The 19,409-nt window shown below is 65.1% G+C and carries 19 protein-coding genes; 10 read left to right on the top strand and 9 right to left on the bottom strand.

All coding sequences use genetic code 11. The features are described from left to right. The 6 genes from clpS (at position 1) to rdgB (ending at position 4,201) form a co-directional block, all read left to right on the top strand. The gene (gene clpS, locus AC3ZI9_RS09625; RefSeq protein ID WP_086998398.1) at positions 1–306 is read left to right on the top strand and encodes an ATP-dependent Clp protease adapter ClpS; all 306 of its coding nucleotides are present in this window, start codon (positions 1–3) and stop codon (positions 304–306) included. A 4-nt stretch (positions 307–310) separates the two neighbouring features. Then, positions 311–895, top strand: coding sequence for a DUF2017 domain-containing protein (locus tag AC3ZI9_RS09620; protein ID WP_443347346.1), 585 nt, complete (start codon positions 311–313; stop codon positions 893–895). Between the two features lie 64 nt (positions 896–959). After that, positions 960–1,922, top strand: a complete 963-nt coding sequence (murI, locus tag AC3ZI9_RS09615) for a glutamate racemase (protein WP_443384084.1) — start codon at positions 960–962, stop codon at positions 1,920–1,922. Then, a complete protein-coding gene (locus AC3ZI9_RS09610; RefSeq protein ID WP_489923556.1) occupies positions 1,919–2,779 on the top strand; it encodes an MBL fold metallo-hydrolase in 861 nt (286 codons plus the stop codon). Before murI ends, AC3ZI9_RS09610 begins: the two co-directional genes overlap by 4 nt. A 43-nt stretch (positions 2,780–2,822) precedes the next feature. Continuing rightward, positions 2,823–3,575, top strand: coding sequence for a ribonuclease PH (gene rph, locus AC3ZI9_RS09605; RefSeq protein WP_086998408.1), 753 nt, complete (start codon positions 2,823–2,825; stop codon positions 3,573–3,575). Then, positions 3,572–4,201, top strand: a complete 630-nt coding sequence (rdgB, locus tag AC3ZI9_RS09600) for an RdgB/HAM1 family non-canonical purine NTP pyrophosphatase (protein ID WP_443384085.1) — start codon at positions 3,572–3,574, stop codon at positions 4,199–4,201. The genes rph and rdgB overlap by 4 nt, the downstream gene beginning before the upstream one ends. 89 nt (positions 4,202–4,290) lie before the next feature. Here the strand turns inward: rdgB and AC3ZI9_RS09595 are convergent, their stop codons facing one another. Beyond that, a complete protein-coding gene (locus AC3ZI9_RS09595; RefSeq protein ID WP_443384090.1) occupies positions 4,291–4,983 on the bottom strand; it encodes a DedA family protein in 693 nt (230 codons plus the stop codon). Between the two features lie 104 nt (positions 4,984–5,087). Between AC3ZI9_RS09595 and AC3ZI9_RS09590 the strand changes: the two genes are divergently transcribed. After that, positions 5,088–6,089 carry a 3'-5' exonuclease gene (locus tag AC3ZI9_RS09590; protein ID WP_441380072.1) on the top strand — a complete coding sequence of 334 codons (1,002 nt, stop codon included), beginning with the start codon at positions 5,088–5,090 and terminating at the stop codon, positions 6,087–6,089. Here the strand turns inward: AC3ZI9_RS09590 and AC3ZI9_RS09585 are convergent, their stop codons facing one another. The 3 genes from AC3ZI9_RS09585 to AC3ZI9_RS09575 all read right to left on the bottom strand — a co-directional run bounded on the left by AC3ZI9_RS09585 (position 6,090) and on the right by AC3ZI9_RS09575 (position 9,388). Then, the gene (locus AC3ZI9_RS09585) at positions 6,090–7,025 is read right to left on the bottom strand and encodes an ADP-ribosylglycohydrolase family protein (RefSeq protein ID WP_443384086.1); all 936 of its coding nucleotides are present in this window, start codon (positions 7,023–7,025) and stop codon (positions 6,090–6,092) included. It lies immediately after the preceding gene. Positions 7,026–7,055: 30 nt separating this feature from the next. Next, the gene (locus tag AC3ZI9_RS09580; protein WP_443382665.1) at positions 7,056–8,774 is read right to left on the bottom strand and encodes an AMP-dependent synthetase/ligase; all 1,719 of its coding nucleotides are present in this window, start codon (positions 8,772–8,774) and stop codon (positions 7,056–7,058) included. Positions 8,775–8,920: 146 nt separating this feature from the next. Next, on the bottom strand, positions 8,921–9,388 hold the full coding sequence (locus AC3ZI9_RS09575; protein WP_489923555.1) for a MarR family transcriptional regulator: 468 nt from the start codon (positions 9,386–9,388) through the stop codon (positions 8,921–8,923). 132 nt (positions 9,389–9,520) lie between these two features. Between AC3ZI9_RS09575 and AC3ZI9_RS09570 the strand changes: the two genes are divergently transcribed. Beyond that, a complete protein-coding gene (locus tag AC3ZI9_RS09570) occupies positions 9,521–10,390 on the top strand; it encodes a DUF1295 domain-containing protein (protein WP_489923554.1) in 870 nt (289 codons plus the stop codon). 137 nt (positions 10,391–10,527) lie between these two features. Here AC3ZI9_RS09570 and AC3ZI9_RS09565 read toward each other — a convergent pair whose 3' ends face one another. The 5 genes from AC3ZI9_RS09565 to AC3ZI9_RS09545 all read right to left on the bottom strand — a co-directional run bounded on the left by AC3ZI9_RS09565 (position 10,528) and on the right by AC3ZI9_RS09545 (position 14,881). After that, entirely contained in the window at positions 10,528–10,725 is a 198-nt protein-coding gene (locus AC3ZI9_RS09565) for a DUF4177 domain-containing protein (RefSeq protein WP_086998421.1), read from the bottom strand. Between the two features lie 190 nt (positions 10,726–10,915). After that, on the bottom strand, positions 10,916–12,211 hold the full coding sequence (locus tag AC3ZI9_RS09560; RefSeq protein WP_489923553.1) for a pyruvate dehydrogenase complex dihydrolipoamide acetyltransferase: 1,296 nt from the start codon (positions 12,209–12,211) through the stop codon (positions 10,916–10,918). A 9-nt stretch (positions 12,212–12,220) separates the two neighbouring features. Continuing rightward, positions 12,221–13,213 (bottom strand): alpha-ketoacid dehydrogenase subunit beta, encoded by a 993-nt coding sequence (locus tag AC3ZI9_RS09555; RefSeq protein ID WP_489923552.1) that lies wholly within the window; start codon positions 13,211–13,213, stop codon positions 12,221–12,223. A 20-nt stretch (positions 13,214–13,233) separates the two neighbouring features. Then, complete coding sequence (pdhA, locus tag AC3ZI9_RS09550; RefSeq protein ID WP_489923551.1) at positions 13,234–14,295, bottom strand: pyruvate dehydrogenase (acetyl-transferring) E1 component subunit alpha; 1,062 nt, start codon at positions 14,293–14,295, stop codon at positions 13,234–13,236. Positions 14,296–14,341: 46 nt separating this feature from the next. Further along, entirely contained in the window at positions 14,342–14,881 is a 540-nt protein-coding gene (locus AC3ZI9_RS09545; RefSeq protein ID WP_443347319.1) for a CBS domain-containing protein, read from the bottom strand. Between the two features lie 161 nt (positions 14,882–15,042). Between AC3ZI9_RS09545 and AC3ZI9_RS09540 the strand changes: the two genes are divergently transcribed. Next, positions 15,043–16,209 carry an exonuclease SbcCD subunit D gene (locus AC3ZI9_RS09540; RefSeq protein WP_489923550.1) on the top strand — a complete coding sequence of 389 codons (1,167 nt, stop codon included), beginning with the start codon at positions 15,043–15,045 and terminating at the stop codon, positions 16,207–16,209. Further along, a complete protein-coding gene (locus AC3ZI9_RS09535; RefSeq protein WP_489923549.1) occupies positions 16,206–19,355 on the top strand; it encodes an AAA family ATPase in 3,150 nt (1,049 codons plus the stop codon). Before AC3ZI9_RS09540 ends, AC3ZI9_RS09535 begins: the two co-directional genes overlap by 4 nt. Positions 19,356–19,409: the final 54 nt, after the last annotated feature.

Here is a 19,409-nt window from a genome sequence, read left to right as displayed (position 1 = left end):
ATGCCTGTCTTGACCGCACCCACCGACGTCCTGCCACGCAGTGAGACGTCCGAGCAGCAGGAACTCGATACCCCGTACGTCCTGCTGGTTTGGAACGACCCCGTGAACCTGATGAGTTACGTCAGCTATGTGTTCCGCAGCCACTTCGGCTACTCCGAGGCCACAGCCGATCAACTGATGCTCGAAGTCCATCAGCAGGGGCGCTCGGTCGTCTCCACCGGCGCCCTGGAACAAATCGAAGCCGACGTTGCGGCGATGCACGGCTACGGGCTGTGGGCGACCTTCCAACGCGCGGACCAGGGCTGAACCGGTGGCTCGTGCCTTCAAGTCCACGCCCCGCGGCTTCACTGCCCGGCTGGATTCCACCGAACGCGAGCTGCTGAGGGGTCTGTTCGAAGACGTCGCCACCCTCTTGGCTCCAGCGGACGACGGCGCTACTGGCGGGCAGGAACCCGATCCGCTGTGGGCGATGGTAGGGATGGATCCACGCACCCATGCCGCAGATTTCGCAGCCCCCACGGACCCCGCCGAGCTGCGGTTATTGCCCGATGCGGTGCAAGGGGACCAGGACGCCTCGCTGGAATACCGGCGGCTGACCGAGACGGCGCTGCGTGAACGGAAGGTCGGCGCGCTGAAAGCCGCCGCGTTGGCGATGGAATCGGGCACCCTGGTTTTTGATGCTGCGGCGGCCAACCAGTTCGCCCAGGCCCTGAACGATGTTCGCCTGGTGCTGGCCGAACGGCTGGATCTGCGCTCCGAGGAGGACGCCGAACGGATCTCCTCGGTGAACGACGCCGCCAAGGTCGACGACGTGGACGAGTATCTGGCTCTGGTCTATAACTTCGTCACCTGGCTGCAGGAAACGTTGATGCAGGCACTGCTCGGTTCTTTGTGACGTGGGCTACATCAGCGTTTTATTACTCCCACGTCGCCGACGCAGGCAGTATGGTCGGTAGATCATGAACAGCCACGCCTCCGCGCAGCCCCCCGGCGATGCCTCGCAGGATCGCCGGGCGGCCCGTGACCGCTCCGCACCGTTGGGGATCTTTGACTCCGGCGTCGGCGGCCTGACCGTGTCCCGCGCCATCATCGACCAGCTGCCCCATGAATCCACGCTCTACGTCGGGGATACGGCCAACAGCCCCTACGGGCCGCTGCCCATCGCCCAGGTGCGGGCCAACGCCCTAGGCGTCATGGACGAACTGGTCGACGCCGGGGTGAAACTGCTGGTCATTGCGTGCAACTCAGCCTCGGCGGCAGTGCTGCGTGACGCCCGCGAACGCTATACGGCCCGCTACGGGATCCCCGTGGTCGAGGTCATCCAGCCCGCGGTCCGCCGCGCCGTCGCCGCGACCCGCAATGGCCGCATCGGCGTCATCGGGACCGAAGCAACCATCGGATCCCGCGCCTACGAAGACGCCTTCGCCGCGGCCCCGCAACTGGAGATCACCGCAGCGGCCTGCCCGCGCTTCGTCGAATTCGTCGAAAGCGGGGTCACCGCAGGCTCCGAACTCCTGCGCACCGCCGAACAGTATCTGGCCCCCCTGAAGGATGCCGGCGTGGACACCCTGGTGTTGGGCTGCACCCACTATCCGCTGCTGACCGGTGTGATCTCCTACGTGATGGGCGACAGCGTCACCCTGGTTTCCAGTGCCGAAGAAACCGCCAAGGATGTCTACGCAGCCCTGATGCGCCACGGGCTCTCCAGCGAAGCCGGCCAGAACGGGGCACATGACTTCATGTCCACCGGCGACTCCGGCTACTTCGAGGTGCTGGCCCGCAGGTTCCTGGGCCCCGAAGTCCAATCCGTGCAGCATATGAGCCATGGCGGAACCGTCCACCCCACCGGGGAGATCCCGCAAGTGCATGCGGTCGACGCCGGCGTCGTACCCGAACGAATCACCGTGGGGGAGCAGCCATGAAAATGACCATCATCGGCTGCAGCGGCTCCTTCCCCGGCCCGGGCTCCCCGGCCTCCTGCTATCTGGTCACCGCGTTCGACGGCGAACGCATCTGGCGGATCCTGCTGGATTTGGGCAGCGGCGCCTTGGGCGTGCTGCAGCGCTATATGGATTTGGAAGATATTGACGCGATCTTCCTGTCCCATCTGCACCCCGATCACTGTATGGATCTTTGCGGACTCCATGTGGCAGTGCATTGGAACCCGAACGGCTGGAACCGGGATCGGATCACCGTCTGGGGCCCCGAGGCCACCGCCGACCGGATGGCCACCGCCTACGGACTGGAACTGGACCCGGGCATGCACGAGGACTTCGACTTCAACCACTGGGTGCCCCGCCAAGAGGTCAAGCTCGGCCCCTTCACCGTCTCGGCGGTTCCGGTCCGCCACCCGGTCGAGGAAGCCTATGCCATCCGTGTCGAGGCGACCGAACCGCTGCAGGACGGGACGACCCGGACCTCGGTGCTGGCCTATTCCGGGGATACCGACTCCTGCGACGGCCTGGTGGAGGCAGCCCATGATGCGGATATGTTCCTCTGTGAGGCGGCCTTCGAAGAAGGGCGGGACGACGGGATCGACGGGGTACACCTCACCGGCAAACGGGCCGGAGAAATGGCGACTGCCGCCGGGGCCAAACGCCTCCTGCTCACCCATATCCCGGTGTGGACCGATGTGAACACCGTCGTCGACGAGGCCAAGACCACGTACGACGGCGGTTTGGCCATTGCCGTTTCCGGGGTCACCTATGGGGTCTGGTCGGGGGACCGGCTCGGGGAACCGAAGGACAGGCCCGCCCCGCGGGACCCCTTCCGCCCCTGAACCCCTGACACGGGCCCCGGTCGGCACCATTAGACTGGGGACCATGACTACAGGCTCCAATACTTCCACCATCCAGCGCGCCGACGGGCGCGGAACCGCCGATCTGCGGAAGGTCACCATCACCCGCGGCTGGTCCCTCCAAGCCGAAGGTTCGGCCCTGATCGAGTTCGGCAACACCAAGGTGCTGTGCACCGCCTCCTTCACCTCGGGCGTCCCGCGCTGGCTCAAGGGCGAAGGCACTGGTTGGGTCACCGGCGAATACGCGATGCTGCCCCGGGCGACTAACACCCGCAACGGCCGTGAATCGGTCAAGGGCAAGATCGGTGGGCGCACCCATGAGATTTCTCGGCTGATCGGCCGTTCGCTGCGTTCGGTCATCGACACCAAGGCCCTGGGCGAGAACACGATCGTGTTGGACTGCGACGTGCTCCAGGCCGACGGCGGAACCCGCACCGCGGCGATCACCGGAGCCTACGTTGCCCTGGCCGACGCCATCACCTGGGCCCGCGGCCAGAAGCTCATCGCCGCCAAGGCCAATGTGCTCACCGACAGTGTGTCGGCGATTTCCGTGGGCATCATCGATGGCACCCCGATGCTCGACCTTCCCTATGAGGAAGACGTGCGGGCCGAAACCGATATGAATGTCGTGGTCACCGGCTCCGGCGACTTCGTGGAGGTTCAGGGCACCGCCGAAGGCGCACCGTTCAAACGTGATGAACTCGACGCGCTGCTCGACCTGGCCCTGTCGGGGACCGCCGAGCTGGCCGTCATCCAGCGCGAAACCCTCGAGCAGTGACGGCGCCGTCCCCCCGGCTGGTCCTGGCCACCCATAACCAGGGCAAGCTGCGTGAACTCCGTGAGTTGCTGCGCGGGCAGGTCCCCGGACTCGACGTGGACACTCAGGTGGTCGATGCCGGTGCCGTGGACGCCCCGGATGTCCGTGAAACCGGGGTGACCTTCGAGGCCAACGCCCTGCTCAAGGCCCACGCCGTTGCCGAGGCCACCGGGTTGCCGGCCATCGCCGATGATTCGGGCCTGTCGGTGGACGTCCTGGGTGGGGCGCCCGGCATCTTCTCGGCCCGCTGGGCTGGAAGCCATGGTGACGATGCAGCGAATCTGGCGCTTCTGCTGGCCCAGCTCTCGGATGTTCCCGCCGAGCACCGCGGTGGCGCCTTTATCTGCGCCGCCGCCCTGGCCTTGCCCGACGGGAGCGAAACGGTGGAACTGGGCCGCTTGGAGGGCACCGTCTTGGAAGTGCCACGCGGGGAGGGAGGCTTCGGCTACGACCCGATCCTGCAACCCGTCGGTGAGGACCGGAGCTGTGCAGAGCTGGATGATGGCGAGAAGAACGCCATCAGCCACCGCGGGCAGGCCTTCAGGGCCCTGATGCCCCACCTGGTCGAGGTGCTGCAGGCCGGCTGAGCCGGCGACTCGTCTCCCGGGTGGAGGCACCCCGTCAGAAAAAGGAATACCCCTGATCCACAGCGGATCAGGGGTATTCTTGCGGTGAACTACCTCTGGGCTGGTTTCCGGCGTGCCTTGATCAGTTCCACGGCGATCGGGACCACCGAGAGCAGCACAATGGCCACGAAGATGATGTCGATGTTGTTTCCGACCCAGGAGTATTGCCCGAGCCAGTGGCCCAGCAGGGTCACCCCGACCCCCCAGAGCAGTGCCCCGACGAGGTTGAAGGCGATGAAGGTGCGGTAGTGCATCTTCGCGACACCGGCGATCACGGGAACGAAGGTCCGCACGATCGGCACGAAGCGGGCCAGGATGACCGCACGGCCGCCGAAGCGTTCGAAGAACTCGTGGGCCTTGTCCACATATTCTTTCCTGAAGAAACGCGAATCGGGTTTATTGAAGACCGCTGGCCCCGCCTTATGACCAATGAGATAGCCGGTCTGGTCCCCGGCGAAGGCGGCGAGGAACACGCAGCCGGCGAAGACCCACAGGTTCACGTCGATGGCCCCGGTGGCGACGAGGAGGCCGGCGGTGAAGAGCATGGAGTCACCGGGCAGGAAAAAACCAACCAGCAGGCCGGTTTCTGCGAAGACGATGCCGCAGACCAGCAGCACGATCCAGGGGGCCAACCGCGGGTCACGCAGGAAGACATCGGGGTTCAGGAAGTCCGGCAGCAAGCCGGCCATCTGAGGCTGGAGGGTCACTGCGGCGTCCAGGGCCGGGCTCAGGGCGTCAATCATCACGTGCCCCAGCTTACCGGCGGCCGGGCCGCCGGCTGCTCCGAAACGGTCCGCCGGACCAAAGTGTGGGCAGACTCCCAGCCGGGCCCCGCTAAGGTAGTGGGGTGGCTTTGGACTTTACGGCGATCGATTTCGAGACAGCCAATGGATTTCGCGGGTCGGCCTGCTCCGTTGGCGTCACCCGCGTCCGCGACGGGGGGATCGTCGATGAGGCCTATTGGCTGATGCGCCCACCCGAGGGATTCGACCATTTCGACCCGCGCAACGTGCAGATCCACGGGATCACCGCCGAAATGGTGGCCACCGCGCCCCGCTTTGGCGAGGTCTTCGGGGAACTGGCCTCCTTCATCGGCTCGGATACTGTCGTGGCCCATAATGCGGCCTTCGACCTCGGCGTCATCCGCTCCGCACTGGAGGTCTCCGAGCTGGCGGGTCCCGCCTACGATTTCGCCTGCACGGTGAAATTGGCGCGCAAAACGTATTCGCTGCAGTCCTATTCGCTGCCCTTCGTAGCCGAAGCAGCGGGATCCCCGATGGAGAACCACCACGATGCCCTGGCGGACGCGCGGGCCTGCGCCTCCATCATGATCGACATCGGGCACCGTCATGTCGTCGATTCGGTGTCCAACGCCGCGACGGCGGTACGGGTGGCGATGGGCCATGCAGCGGCCTACGCCCCCGGGGACGGACTGTCCAAGGCCACGGTATCGGCCCAGGAACGGCTGGCAGCAGGAATGCTGGTCCCCGCCCAACCGACCTGGGCCGGAGGCTGGCCCTCCGAGGGGGAGAACCCGCCTCCGAATCCCGAGGCCGACCCGTCAAACCCGCTCTATGGGGAAACGGTGGTCTTTTCCGGCAACCTGGGCATCACCCGGCAGGAAGCCAAGAACCGGGCCGCCGAGAACGGGGCCACCTGTGCCAGCCGGGTCACCCGAGCCACCACGGTCCTGATCGTCGGTGACGGCTTCGTTCCCGGTGACCTGCACACCACGCGTCTGACCTCCAAGGTCAAACATGTCCTGCGGCTGCGCGAGGCAGGACGGGAGGTCTCGCTGCTCTCGGAGGGCGAATTCCTGCAGCTCGTCGGCGGGTTCCGGCTTCCCTGATCAGCCGGCCTGATCGGGGGCAGTGCCGAGCACGGCCTCAACCCACCGGTGGTGCATCTGGGAGATCACCGAATCCACGGTGCTGGTCGGCAGTTCGGCTGCCTGGCGATACCCGGTGGCCGAGGCGACCAATGCCGCAGCGTATCCTGCCGTATCGGGATCCGGCGTCGTCCCCAGACGCCGTACGACGGCGGAGGCATCCCCGGTCTCATCGGTAGCTGCCTGCCGGGTCGCTAGTTCATCGATGGCCGCCTGCAGTGCTGCGCGTAAGGCGGCGCAGGCGGCACCGTCGTCATCAGCTGTCTCCTGCAGTATTTCCTTCCACCGCTGCGGGGCCTGGGCTCCGAGGTCCAGGCCGGCGCGCACCGCACGGGCGGCATAGGAGGCAGCCCGGTGCGCTCCGGGGGCGCCGTGGGTCAGGGCGGCGGCATCGGAGGCCAGTCGTGCCGTCGTTCCCTCATCGACGCGCGGCAACAGGGCCATGACCGCTGCCCGCGGCAAGACCCCCGGACCATCCGCCGTGGGGTGGGCCGGTCTGCCGGTGCTGGCCATATCCGGGTCGGCCAGGGCCTTCCGGTTTTGCGGATCGGCAGGAGCCAGGGAGGGGGCAGCGAGCTCGTCGGTGGCCGAGAAAGCTGCGTCGATCCACCGGGGGAGCGGTTCCGGGGCACCGTCGGGGAAGGAGCCGGTGACCGCGCGGTTCCAGCGCAGCCCGGCCAACCACAGGCAGGCAGCCTCATCGGAGGCCACCCCGTCGTTGGCCCATTCAACGGCTTCCAGGAGCCCATCGAACAGGAAGAGCTGCAGCGTCTCCGTCTCACCCGGGACCTGACCGGCCCGAGCTGCGGCGGCGCCGGCCGCGGTGGCCCGCAGGACGGCGAGGACCCTGTCGGAAAATTCGGGGCGCGGTTCGAGGTTTTGCGGTGTCTGAGTCACCCGAACAGTCTAGGAGATGGCCCGGGAAATCTAGCCTTGCTCCGGTGAGTGCGCGTAGATCTTCTCGACGAACGAACGCGAACGTTGGGTGAAGATCCCGCGCTTGAGCTTCAGGGTGGGAGTCATGATTCCGCTTGCTTCGCTGAGATCGGTCAGTAGCGGGAGGAACTTGCGTACCTGCTCGGGACGGGACACTTTCGAATTCGCGCTGCTGACCGTCTGATTGAGCGCTTCGAGAAGTCCGTGGTCCTCGATGGATACCGCCCCGCCGGCCTCGGGGATTCGAAGGCCCGCCAGACGGGTGAATCCGTGTTGATGTGCCCAATCGACGACGGCTTCGAAGTCAAGGAGCAACAGGCCGCCGAGAAACGGGCGGCCTTCTCCCACCATCACGGCATGGGCGATCAGTGGATCGTTTTCGACGTAGCCTTCCCAGATGGTGGGGGAAACGGTTTTGCCGCCTGCTGTGACGAGGACATCCTTGATGCGCCCCTTGAGGGTCAGCTGCCCGAGGTCATCGAGTTCGCCGAGGTCACCGGTCCGGAAGAAGCCATCGATGAAGGCATTGGTGTTATCCGCGGGCCTGTTGTATCCGGAAAATACTCCGGCCCCGCGAGCCAGGACCTCACCCTGATCCGAGATGCGGACGGTGGTTCCCGGCATGGGCACTCCCACGGAGCCTGCCTTGATGGCTCCTGGAAGGTTACCGGTCAGCGGAGCCGTGGTTTCGGTGAGTCCGTATCCTTCGATGACGGGCAATCCCAGACCGCGGAAGAACAGCGAGAGTTCAGCGTCCAGCGCGGCGGCGCCGGAAAGGAGATAGTCCAGGCGCCCACCGACGAGTTTTCTGATGCGGGCATAGAACAATCCATCAAAGATCGCGTGTTTGATCCCGAGCCCGAGCCCGGCTCGTGCTGCCGGATGTGTATCGCGACGCTCTGCCAGCCGGCCCCACTGCACAGCGGTTTCCTGTGCCATCTTCCAGAGGGGGCCGAGATGTTTTGCTTCTGCGGCTGCCGCAGCGGATGTCTGTATTTTTTGCAGAACACGCGGGACCACCACCAAGAAGGTGGGTTTCAGTGCGCCCAAAGCCGGTACCACCTCACGCGTATCGTCCAAGTGGGCAATGCGCATGCCGTTGGCCAGGCAGATCAGTTGTAGCTCGCGAGCCAGTACGTGGGCCATCGGGAGGAAGATCACCGTGTTTCCGGATTCCTTGACCACCTCGGAGTAGGATCCGGCCACATTCAGTACCTGGTTGACGAAGTTTCCATGGGTGATGAGCGCGCCCTTCGGGTCAGCCGTGGTCCCCGATGTGTAGACGATGGTTGCCACCGAATCCAGTGTGGCCAGTAGCCGTCGTTGCTCCAAGGCCTCGTCGGTCAGGTGTTCGCCGATCTGCACCAGGTCGTCCAGGGAGGACTCCGTCTGGCGGTCCATCGTCCAGATGCGCCCGTCGAGGACACCGGCTTGCTCGAATCCTTGTTTAAGCAGGCGGGCGTGTTCTGTCGTACCGGCAACACCGAAGCGCACGTCAGCGTCGGTGACGATAGCCGAGATCTGGTTGAGTGCGGCGGTTTCGTAGAGCGGCACGACAACAGCGCCAGCGAACCAGGCGGCCATGTCCGCCAGGGCCCATTCATAGCGGGTGGGTGAGATGATGGCTATGGATCCACCGGGCTGGAGGCCCGCGGCCATGAAGCCCTTGGCCAGAGCTTGCACCTGCCCGACGAACGCGCTGGTGCTCACTGGGACCCAGGGATCGGCGATCGCCGAGCCGCCGGAACGAACTTCGAAAGCTATGTGGTGGGGCGAACTCCTGAGCCGCTGCATCAAAAGCTCTGTCGCGTTTCGATAGACGGCCGGAACCACCAAGGATGGCGTGGTGAACTCTTTCACGGGGTGTTCCCATTCGACAGTGTTTGCAGGTGGTGACGCATCAGGTCCTGGGTAGCGTCAAGAAAATTGCTGACGATGGTGCCGTGCTCAACGGGGAGGGCCCGGAGCTGTTCGTAGATGGCGGTCGCCAGTGGATGGGTCAGGTTCCGGATTTCGTGGAAGGCCTCGTTGGTCGCCGTTAACATGACGTGTCGCCTATCTGCCGCGCCGCGGTTACGGGTGAGGTAACCATTGAGCTCCAGACGGTTGGTGATGGCCGTAGTGGTAGCCGCGGTGGAACCCAGCTCCAGCGCGAGATCTCCCGACGTCATCGGTCCTGATTGGGTCAGCACCGAAAGGGCACGAAAATCGTTGAGATTCAGGCCCAAGCCCAGAGCCATTTCCCTCTCGCTCTCGCGGGCCAGGATCAACATTTCCTGCAAGGTCGTGGCGACGGAAGGATAAGACAACATGGCTACTTCCATTCCTTAAGGGCAAGCCTCGAGTATAGTCAATATTCTTTGATCATCAAAAGATTGAATGAAATTTTATATGCACCATAGTTTCCGGGGAAAACGTCTCCGCACAAGCTCCGCATGTCAGAGAGGAACCGTCCAGTGAAAAAATCTGAGCGCAAGGCGCTGATCACGTTGCCCATCGTGCTGATCATCGCAGCCTTGCTTGCTGCCGCTGGCAGCAGTGGCGGTGTCACTCTGGGAGTAATCCCCGTCTTTGCCCTGGCCGTGGGCATGGCCATCGTGATTCAGTGGATAGCCTTTATTCCTGCTTTTCTGGCCCAGACGGAAAAATACTACGACCTCACCGGCATGCTGAGCTATGTCACCATTACGGTCATGATTCTCCTGGCCCTTCCAGATATCGACGCGCGTTCGCTGATCTTGGCCACCATGGTTCTCATCTGGACGCTGCGGCTCGGACTCTTCTTGTACCGTCGCATTAGCCGGGCTGGCAAGGATGATCGTTTTGATGAGATCAAGCCCTCCTTCGTCAGGTTCTTGAGCACGTGGACGCTCCAGGGGCTGTGGGTCACCTTCACCGCGGCGGCGGCGTGGGTTGCCATGACCTCCGAAAATAGAGTTGCCGTGGACTGGTTCGCACTCGTTGGCGTCCTGGTGTGGATGCTCGGATTCGGTCTGGAAGTCGTGGCCGATCAGCAGAAATCACGATTCAACGGCAACCCATCGAAAAAGGGTGGATTCATTTCCACCGGTTTGTGGTCCACCTCGCGCCACCCCAACTACTTCGGTGAGATCTTGCTGTGGATCGGCGTCGCCATCGTCGCTTTCCCCGCGCTTCAAGGGTGGCAGCTGGTGGCCTTGATCTCCCCGGTCCTTGTCATTCTGCTCCTGACCAAAGTCAGTGGGGTCCCGCTGTTGGAAAAGAAATCCGATGCCAAATGGGGTGGCCAAGCTGACTACGAGGCCTATAAGGCCAGGACCCCAGTCTTGATTCCTAAAATCTGGTAGCCGACTCCACGGTGCCCAAGGCCCTGATCCGCGGAATCGCCTCGACCCGGCAGGAAAATTTGCGGCGTCGTTCGGGGTCTTGCGGTGTCTGAGTCACCCGACTGGTCCAGAGGACCGTCGGGTGACCTGCCGCCACCCTAGGACTTGGTAGTGTAGTTGCTTTGGCGTTCCAGAATGGTGGTCACCGTGGTTTCGTGCCACACCGTGGAGTCCGTGAAACAGGTGACGACCTTCCACCCGGACAGGGCATGCTCGTTGAGACTGGCTTCAAGATCCGAGGGTTTGAAGTCGGGGTAGTCCTTGATCTTGTCGGTGATGACTTTATATTCATGCATGGCTGGTCCTCCTCGCGGCGAGTGGCGGAGCCCGCTGACGCCCGGGCGTCGTGGAGAACACGTCGAACGTGTGGGTCCACCACGAGAACCGTGTTCTGCAGGGCGACGGCTCTTAACCCATTAACCAACTTCCCCGTACCAAAGTCCAGAGCTCATCTGGTGTGGGGAGAACCGCTGGCCGGTAGGCCGATCAGATGATGATGCGTAAGGGTTCTTCGAGGGTGCGTTTGAGATCTCGGAGGAAGGCCGCCGAGACGGCTCCGTCCAAGACCCGGTGATCTGAGGTGAGCGTGATCTTCATGATCTGGCGGGTGGAGAGCTGGCCGTCCTGCACGAAGGGCTCCTCGGTGGTGGCACCCACCGCCAGGATCGCTGCCTCGGGAGGGTTGATCACCGCGGTGAAATTGTCGACTCCGAACATGCCCAGATTGCTGATCGAGAAGGTCCCGCCACTGAATTCCGCGGGGGTCAGCTTGCCGTCCCGGGCCTTCTTCGCCAGCGCACGGGTTTCGGTGGAAATCACCTCCAGGCCCTTGGTCGCTGCGTCGCGGATCACGGGAACGATCAGCCCGTCATCCAGGGCCACCGCCACCCCGATATGTGCGCGGGGGTGCTGCAGAATCTTATCTCCGGCCCAGGAGGCGTTGACCTGCGGGTGGTCCTCCAAGGTGAGTGCGCACGCCTTGACCAGCAGGTCGGTCACACTGATCTTGACTCCTGAATCGGCGAAGCGTTCATTGATCTCCGCGCGCAGGGTCATGAGTCGATCCATGGCCACCACGTGAGTCAGGTAGAAGTGTGGGGCGCTGGCGCTTTCGGTGAGCCGTTGGGCCATCACCTTGCGCATCATCGTCAGGGGAACCTCCACCGATTCAGACGGCTGCGTGCCGGTTGCACTCACCGGCGTGGAGTCCGCTGGCTGCCGCTGCCGGGGGGCAGCGGAGGCCTGGGCGGCGACCGCAGCCTCGACGTCCGCCCTGACAATGCGCCCACCCGGGCCGGTTCCGGTGATTTCCGCCGGGTCGATGCCGTGTTGTTCGGCAATACGGCGGGCCAGCGGGGAGGCAAGAAGACGCCCGCTGCTGGCACCGGCAGGGGACTGCCGGTCCGTCGAGCCCGCCGGCGTGCGGGGCTGCGCCGGCGGTGCGGCAGGAACGCGGTCGGAGGCCGGGGTGGGTTCCGTGGGGGTCGGGCTGCTCGAGGCCGCGGCGGCCTGTTCGCCGGTGGTTTTGCCACCGCCGTCGCCGGAGGCACCGGTACCGATGAAGGCGACAGGTTCCCCGATGGGCACCATCGTCCCCTCTTCGACGAGGAGTTTCTCCAAAATGCCCTCGTCGAAGGCCTCGAGATCCATGGTGGCCTTATCGGTGTCGATTTCGGCGATCACGTCGCCTTCACGCACCGTATCGCCCACTTTTTTGACCCAACGGCTGAGGACACCTTCTTCCATGGTGTCGGACAGTCGGGGCATGTTCACCTCGGGCATCGCGGTCTCCTATCCTGTGAAGCTGGTGGCGGCGAGAAGTTCGCGGACGACCCGGATCAGGTCCTTCGCGGTCGGCAGTGCGGCACTTTCCAGGGGCTTCGCGTAGGGAAGCGGGATTTCGGCCGCCGCCACCCGTCTCACCGGGGCGTCGAGGTAGTCGAAGGCCCCCTCCATGAGGGTTGCCGAGATTTCGGCGCCGATGCCATAACTGAGGCAGTCGTCCTCGAGCACGACGGCCCGGCTAGTCTTGCGCACCGAGGCACAGACGGTTTCCCGGTCCAGGGGGCGCAGGCTGCGCAGATCCACCACTTCGAGCGAAATGCCTTCCTCTTCCAGCTGCCGGGCCACCTCGAGAGCCACGGTGGTGGCCCGGGAGTAGGTGATGACGGTGAGGTCGCTGCCCGCTTTGGCGATGGCAGCCTGGCCGATTTCGGCGACGTTGTCCCCATCGGGAACCTCACCGCGAGTGTTGTAGAGCGCCAAGTTCTCCAGGAAGATCACCGGGTCGTTATCGCGGATCGACGCGACCAGCAGGGCCTTGGCGTCCGCGGGCGTGGAAGGAGCCACGACCTTGAGCCCGGGGATATGCGCGTACCAGACCTCCAGGTTTTGGGAGTGGGTGGCGGCCAACTGTTGGCCACCACCGCCGGGCATCCGAATCACCAGGGGGACGGCGCTCTGGCCGCCGAACATGCCGTGGATCTTCGCCGCGTGGTTCACGATCTGGTCGATGGCTATCAGGGAGAAGTTCAAGGTCATGATCTCCACCACCGGACGCATTCCGAGCATCGCGGCACCGACGGCGGCGCCCACGAACCCCTCTTCGGCAATGGGGGTGTCCAGAACGCGGCGGGGACCAAACTCGGTCAAGAGTCCGGCGGTGATCTTATAGGAACCCTCGAAGAGGCCGATCTCCTCGCCGATCAGCAGGACGTTCTCGTCGCGGGTCAACTCGGAACGCAAGGCGTCGTTCAGGGCCTGCCGGTAGGTGGTGACGGTCATCTGGACTCCTTCTTCGCCGGTCATGGCATGCCGATCACTGGTTGTCCGGGCAGGGTGTCCGGTGCATTGGCGACGGGGGTGGCATAGGCGTAATCGAAGAGCTGATCGGGGGTTGGATCGGGGCTGGTATCGGCGAAGGCCACCGCTGCCTCGACCTCTTCGCGGGCTTCGGTGTCGATTTGTTGTGCCACGGATTCCTCCAGCACCCCCGAGGCCACCAGCTGCTGACGGAAGGCGGGAACCGGGTCAGCTGCCTGGGCTTCCTCGACATCCTCGCGGGAGCGGTATTGTGCTGGGTCGACCACCGAGTGACCACGCAACCGTGAACTCATCAGCTCCAACAGGAACGGTTGGCGTTCGTGGCGGGCCCGCTCCAGGGCCCTGTTGGCCGCATCCCTGACGGCGACCACGTCATTGCCGTCCACCCGTTCACCGGGGATGCGGTAGGAGCAGCCGCGTTTATATAGTTCGGGTTCACCGGCGGCGGCATCGACCGTGGTGGCCATGCCCAATCCGTTGTTGATGATCACGTAGACGATCGGCAGGTTCCAGACGGAGGCCAGGTTCAACGATTCGTGGAAGGCACCGATATTGGTGGTTCCATCGCCCATCTGGCACATGACGACTTCGGCGTCCGGGCCCGGTGCGCTGCGATAGGTCAACGCCAAGGCGGCCCCGGTGGCGGGAGGAAGCTGTCCACCGACAATGCCGTAACCGCCCAGCATGCGGGTTTCGGTGTCGAACATGTGCATGGAACCGCCGCGGCCCTTGGAAACCCCGGTGCTTTTGCCGAACAGCTCGGCCATCACCGCGCCGGTACTCATTCCGCGGGCCAAGGCATAACCGTGGTCGCGATAGTTGGTAAACAGGTAGTCACGGGGTTGGAGCGCGGTCATCAGGCCCACCACGCTGGCTTCCTCACCCAGGTTGAGGTGGCAGTACCCGCCGATCTTCGCCCGCTTATACATCTGGTCGGCCGTCAGCTCGAATCTGCGGATCAGTGCCATCTGCCGGTAAAACCCGATCAGCGTCTGCGGGTCTTCCTCCCCGGCGGTGCGCTGTTGCGTCCGATCAACCATCATGTTCCTCCGTTGCTGGCCTACCTCCATGCCGTCGTCACTTTTGTGGTTAGGGGCCGGGAGGCTGTTCCTGAAGTCTGAAGCTGCCGGAGCCCCCGCAGGTGGGGCAGGTTTCGGGTGCTTCCATCCCACGGGCCGGCTCGCCGCAGGTTCCACACACCCATTCGGTGGTCAGCAGGGCCACGATGTCGCGGCGGCTGACGATTCCTGCCAGCCGTCCGGTGTCCAGCACGGGAAGACGGCGTAGCCGCTGATCCACGAGCAGGGCCCGGATATCGGAGATCGGTGTGTCGACGGAAACGCTGATGACCCCGGGGCTCATCACCTCGGCGGCGGTCCGCCCGGGTTTGGCGAGCACATCGTATTCGCTGACCAGCCCCAGCACATGCCCGGGATCTTCCACGACGGGCAGAGCACTGATCCGGTGCCGACCCAGCAGGGCGGCGATTTCTTCGACGGGCGTGTCACGGGAAACCGTGAACACGGGGGTGCTCATAATGTCGGCGGCCGTGGTGGGAATTCGCGTCCCGGCCGAGTCAGGATGCTCGGAAGCATCCTGGGAAACGCCGGTGCCCTGAGGTTCGCTCATACCCCCAGTGTGCCCTCACCCGTCGTGACTGGCCAGCAAAGGTGAGGCAAAGACCATCGCGGGCGGTGAAACCCGCAGTTGGAGCCGCCCCTCGGGGGACTGGCTCCACCACCCGGGTCTTCATGGTCCAACCCGTCGGTGGTGCTCGATAGTCTAGGTTCATGCGGATTCTGCACACCTCCGACTGGCATCTGGGCCGGTCCTTCCACGGCGCCGGACTCCTGGACGCCCAACGTGGTTTCGTTGATGCCCTGCTCACAACGGTGAAGGACGAACGGGTTGACGTGGTCCTGATCGCCGGGGACGTCTACGATCGGGCCCTGCCCTCCGTCGATGCGGTCACCGTGTTCGACGACGCCATTGTGCGGTTACGCGATGCGGGGGCCACCGTCGTGGCCACGAGCGGCAACCACGATTCGGCCCTGCGACTGGGCTTCGGCTCCCGCCTGCTCGAACGCGCCGGACTGCACCTACGCACCCGCCTCGCGGACCTCGACACCCCGGCCCTGGTGGAGGGCGAGAATTTCACCCTGGCCATCTACGGGTTGCCCTACCTTGAACCGCGGATGGTCGCCGAGCAGTTGGGCGTTGAGGCCCCCGGCCATCAGCCGGTGGTCCGGGCGGCCATGGGCCGGGTTCGTGCCGATCTGGCTACGCGGCGGGAAGGAACCGGGACGCCCATCCGCTCCATCGTCATGGCCCACGTTTTTGCAGCCACGGGCCTCTCGAGTGATTCGGAACGCGAATTGAGCATCGGCGGGCTGGACATCGTTCCGATCGAAGAGTTCGACGGCTTGGACTACGCCGCCTTGGGACACCTGCATGGCCGCCAACGCCTCGCCGAAACGGTCCGCTATTCGGGTTCACCGATCGCCTACTCCTTCTCCGAAGCAAACCACCGCAAGGGGGCCTGGTTGCTGGAGGTCACCGCCGAAGGCATCACCTCCATCGACGCCTTGGACTGGCCCGCCGCCACCGAGCTGCGCATTCTGCGGGGCCCCCTGGAGGAACTCGTGGCCGACCCGGACCTGGCAGGAGCCGAAGAAGCCTGGTGCCAGGTGACGCTGACGGACCGTGAACGTCCCTCCCAGGCGATGGAACGGCTGCGAACCCGCTTCCCGAACACCCTGGTCCTGAACTTCGAACCCGAGGGCCGCCCGGCAGAGGTCACCCGCAGCTACCGCGACCGGCTGGCTGCGGCGGAAAGCCCGTTGGAGGTCTGCACCGGATTCATCGACCATGTCCGCCAGCGCCCGCCCTCGGAGGCGGAGGCCGAATTGCTGGGCCGGATCCTTCAGCAGGCCACCAGCGGGAAGGTGGAACGATGAGAGTCCACCACCTGCAGATCGCCGCCTTCGGGCCGTTCGCCGCGCGGCAGGATATCGACTTCGACGAACTCTCCGCAGCTGGCCTATTCCTGCTCAACGGTGAAACCGGTGCCGGCAAAACCAGTATCCTCGACGCGATTTGCTACGCACTGTATGCCGGGCTCCCGGGGGCACGGGAAGGCACCAAATCGCTGCGCAGCGATCATGCGGGACCAGCCGATGAGCCGGAGGTCGTCCTGGAATTCAGTACCGGCGGACGCCGCTTCGAGGTTCGTCGATCACCGGCCTGGCAGCGCCCTTCCAAACGCGGGACAGGGAAGACCACCACGGCCCAGGCCCAGAGCCGGCTTCGCGAACTCGTGGAGGGCCAGTGGAAGGAAATTTCCACCCGCAACGACGAGGTCTCCGCCGAATTACGGGGAGTCATCGGCTTGGGCAAGGACGAATTCACCCGTGTTGCCATGTTGCCCCAGGGCGCTTTCGCCGCCTTCCTCCGCGCCAAGGACAAGGAACGCGAAGAGCTCCTCAAAAAACTCTTCGACACCGGTCTCTACGACAGCGTCGAAGCGCTGCTCGTCGAGGAACTCGCGACGGCTAGAACGGCAGCCGAAGAGGCCGACCGCGCCCGCAGTGAAGCCGTCGACCAGTTGATCGAAGACGCCACCGCATCCCTTTCCAACGACGACGGAGTCTCCCCGTTTGCCGCCGATACGGTCGATGGCGAAGAGGGTACGGCGCCCGACATGACGCCGGAAGAGCTCTCCAGCAAGGAACTGCTGACGCTACTGGAGACACGGTTGCAGGAAAGCACGGCACGTTTGAGTACCGAACGGACGGCGGCAGATGCCGCCGCGACGCAGGCCCGAACCGCCGCCAGCGAACTCGCTGCAGCCGCCGAACGCCACCGGGCGTTGGCCGAACTGGACCGGCTGCGCGCCACCCATGCCGAGAGCGGCGAGCGGATGGCTGCCGTGGCCGCCAGAGTGTCCTTGGATGAGCAGGCAGCGGCTCTTCAGCCCAGCGACAAGGCACGACGCCGGGCAACACAAGCTGTCCAGGACGCCGACCAGGCGCTGGAATCCGTCCGCGAGGCCGCAGGCCGTGGGCTGGCCGCCGACTACCTGGCCGCGGCAGCGGAACCGGGCGTGCTCACCGAAACGGACGCCGCAACCGATGATGGGCCGGCGGAGACCGAAGCTGCAGAACTGTCGCAACGCGCCGCCGAGGCCGCTTCGCGCGTCACCGGCGACGCTGCCGTGCTGGAGGCTGCCCTGCCCGAAGAGCGCGAACTGAGCGAACACAACACTGAACTGGACAAATCCCAGGCTGACCTTGAACTGCAGAGGACGGCACAGGCCGAGAAACTGCGTGAACAGGAGGCGCTCGGGGACTCACTGCCGCGACTGCGGGAGGCAGCCGAAGCCCTCTCCGGGACGGCCGGCACGCTGCCGACGCTCACCGCCACACGGGACGACGCGGCGCACCGGGTGGCAGCCGTCGCGGCCCGCCAGGCCGCCGAAGCCGCGGCAACCCAAGCCCATACTGTGTGGGCCCAGGCCAAGGACGAACAACTGGCAGCCCGTGAACGGCTGCTGGACCTGGGACGGACCCGGCTGGCCCAGGCGGCTGCGGCCTTGGCCCGGGAACTGGTTCCGGGGCAGGCCTGCCTGGTCTGTGGCTCGGCCGAGCACCCGGCTCCGGCCAGGGTAGCGGACGGTGAACTCGTCGAAGAAGAGGACGAGGAGAGCGCCCGTCAGCTGGCTGCCGCTGCCGATGCTGCCGAAACCGAGGCGGCCTCCCGGCTCCATGCAGCCCGCGAGGCAGCCTCCCGGGCCGCAGGGCAAGCGGGGGAGTCCACAGCCGAACAGGCCGACCAAGCCCTCGCCGATGCCAACCAAGCATTGGCGGAGGCTACCGAGTCCGCGGCGCAGGCCCAACGCGCCCGAACGGCGGTTGAAGAGGCCACCGAAAAGTTCGAGCGCCTGCGCATGAACAACACCGCCGAAGCCACGGCACTGACCGTCTTGGCCGGAAGTATCGAACAGCTCGGCACACGAATCACCACCCTCGAATCCCGGCTGAAACGGCTGCGAGGCGAGGAAGAATCCTTACGGTCCCGCCACGAACTGCTGGTGGGTGCCAGGGGACTGCTCGAGGAACTAGCCCGGGCAGCCGGTGCGCTCGACAGTGCCCGCCGTGCCGCCGACACGGCCACCGCTACCTGGGAAACCGAACGCCATGCTGCCGGGTTCCACGACGACGCCGCCTGGGCCGCGGCACTTCTGGACCCGGAGGCACGGGCCGGCGCACAGGCCCAGATCGCCGAACACACGGCCGAGGGAGTACGGATCGACACCCTGGCGGGAACCGAAGCCGTAGCCCGGGCCAAAACCGAGGTGGAAGCGGGGTTCTCGGTCCCTGGCCAGGAGGAACTGGCCGAAGCCCGGGCCGCGGCCACCGAAACGGCCACGGCACGTGACACGGTGCTCGAACGCGACGCCGTCCTGCGCTCCTATGCCTCACGCTTCGGACGGCGCAGCGAACGCCTCCGTGAACTCGAGACCAGCCAAGGCGCCGTGCTGGAACGCTATGCGCGGGTGAAGTCGATGGCCGATATCGCCCGGGGGTTGGGGGAGAACCGGTTCAAGATGACCTTGTCCACCTACGTTTTGGCTGCCCGGCTGGAAGCCGTGGCGGCCGCCGCGACCGAACGCCTCCTGGTCATGAGCGCCGAACGCTATTCGCTGGTCCACGACGACAGCCCCAAGGGCAACGCAAAATCCGGTCTGGGATTGCATGTGCTCGACGCCTGGACCGGCCAGCGCCGCGACACCCAGACGCTTTCCGGTGGGGAGTCCTTCATGGCCTCGTTGGCGTTGGCCCTGGGGCTGGCCGATGTCATCCAACAGCAGTCGGGAGGCATCGACATCGAGACCCTTTTCGTTGACGAAGGGTTCGGTTCCCTCGACGAGGGGGCACTGGAGACGGTGATGGATGCCCTCGACGGGCTGCGCCGCGGTGGCCGGGTCGTCGGCCTCGTGAGCCACGTCGCCGAGATGAAACAACGTATCCCTGCCCAGTTGAGGGTGCGTAAGGAACGCACGGGTTCCACCACCGAAGTGGTTTTGGCCGACACGGTAGAATAGGGAGCGCAAAGGGTAGGGCGCTCCGGGTGGCTGGGACGGGCGCACCTTAGAGGA

It is taken from the genome of Arthrobacter sp. AOP36-F1-5 (genome assembly GCF_058137995.1).
Note: the sequence above shows the minus strand (reverse complement) of the source record. Positions and strands in the feature narration are given on the sequence as shown.

Excerpts from the sequence above, each read along its gene's own strand:
- pdhA (WP_489923551.1), bottom strand. The coding sequence starts at position 14,295 with ATGATGGTTGATCGGACGCAACAGCGCACCGCCGGGGAGGAAGACCCG.
- rph (WP_086998408.1), top strand. The coding sequence starts at position 2,823 with ATGACTACAGGCTCCAATACTTCCACCATCCAGCGCGCCGACGGGCGC.
- AC3ZI9_RS09595 (WP_443384090.1), bottom strand. The coding sequence starts at position 4,983 with ATGATTGACGCCCTGAGCCCGGCCCTGGACGCCGCAGTGACCCTCCAG.
- AC3ZI9_RS09555 (WP_489923552.1), bottom strand. The coding sequence starts at position 13,213 with ATGACCGTCACCACCTACCGGCAGGCCCTGAACGACGCCTTGCGTTCC.
- AC3ZI9_RS09565 (WP_086998421.1), bottom strand. The coding sequence starts at position 10,725 with ATGCATGAATATAAAGTCATCACCGACAAGATCAAGGACTACCCCGAC.
- AC3ZI9_RS09540 (WP_489923550.1), top strand. The coding sequence starts at position 15,043 with ATGCGGATTCTGCACACCTCCGACTGGCATCTGGGCCGGTCCTTCCAC.
- AC3ZI9_RS09575 (WP_489923555.1), bottom strand. The coding sequence starts at position 9,388 with ATGGAAGTAGCCATGTTGTCTTATCCTTCCGTCGCCACGACCTTGCAG.
- murI (WP_443384084.1), top strand. The coding sequence starts at position 960 with ATGAACAGCCACGCCTCCGCGCAGCCCCCCGGCGATGCCTCGCAGGAT.
- AC3ZI9_RS09610 (WP_489923556.1), top strand. The coding sequence starts at position 1,919 with ATGAAAATGACCATCATCGGCTGCAGCGGCTCCTTCCCCGGCCCGGGC.
- AC3ZI9_RS09535 (WP_489923549.1), top strand. The coding sequence starts at position 16,206 with ATGAGAGTCCACCACCTGCAGATCGCCGCCTTCGGGCCGTTCGCCGCG.
- AC3ZI9_RS09560 (WP_489923553.1), bottom strand. The coding sequence starts at position 12,211 with ATGCCCGAGGTGAACATGCCCCGACTGTCCGACACCATGGAAGAAGGT.
- clpS (WP_086998398.1), top strand. The coding sequence starts at position 1 with ATGCCTGTCTTGACCGCACCCACCGACGTCCTGCCACGCAGTGAGACG.
- AC3ZI9_RS09545 (WP_443347319.1), bottom strand. The coding sequence starts at position 14,881 with ATGAGCGAACCTCAGGGCACCGGCGTTTCCCAGGATGCTTCCGAGCAT.